This is a genomic window from Vibrio sp. 1978, assembly GCF_033344345.1.
Genome location: NZ_JAWPOP010000876.1, coordinates 1 through 551 on the forward strand (window position 1 = coordinate 1; position 551 = coordinate 551).

Sequence of the window (551 nt, forward strand, 5' to 3'; positions counted from 1 at the left end):
ATCACCACCAGTCGCAACCATTACGCCAGTGTTTATCTCTTTAATTTGCTTTTGTTCTTCGCTTGCGTCTTTTTGCTCAACGATAGCAACCACAGGACCATTTTTACGAATGATCCGGCCGTAACCGGTCGGGTTATCGAGCATTACAGTAAGTAACGCGATGCCACCTGTTGGTTGTGCATCAAGTAGGTTTTCAATGGTTTCAGGAGAAATCAGTGGAACATCACCATAAAGAACTAGGATCTTTTCATCGTCTTCGAAACGTGGAGAAGCCTGATCCACCGCGTGGCCAGTACCAAGCTGATCCGCTTGAAGTACCCAGTTGACAGTCTCATCTGCAAGTGTGGTTTGCATTTGATCACCACCGTGACCAAAGACTAGGTGAATGTTTTGTGCGCCAAGGCCAGTACAAGTATCGATAACATGTTTAACCATTGGCTTCCCTGCCAAAGTGTGTAGCACTTTAGGCATATTTGAGTGCATACGAGTACCTTTACCCGCTGCAAGAATCACAGCACTGAACTTCATTGAGAACCTATAGACGTTTTCTG

At 45.6% G+C, this 551-nt stretch carries 1 protein-coding gene; it reads right to left on the reverse strand.

Features of this window, described 5'->3' with window-relative positions:
• A partial coding sequence (locus R8N49_RS29630) for an NTP transferase domain-containing protein (protein ID WP_318190760.1) occupies positions 1-528 on the reverse strand: 528 nt, incomplete at its 3' end.
• Between the last annotated feature and the right edge of the window lie 23 nt (positions 529-551).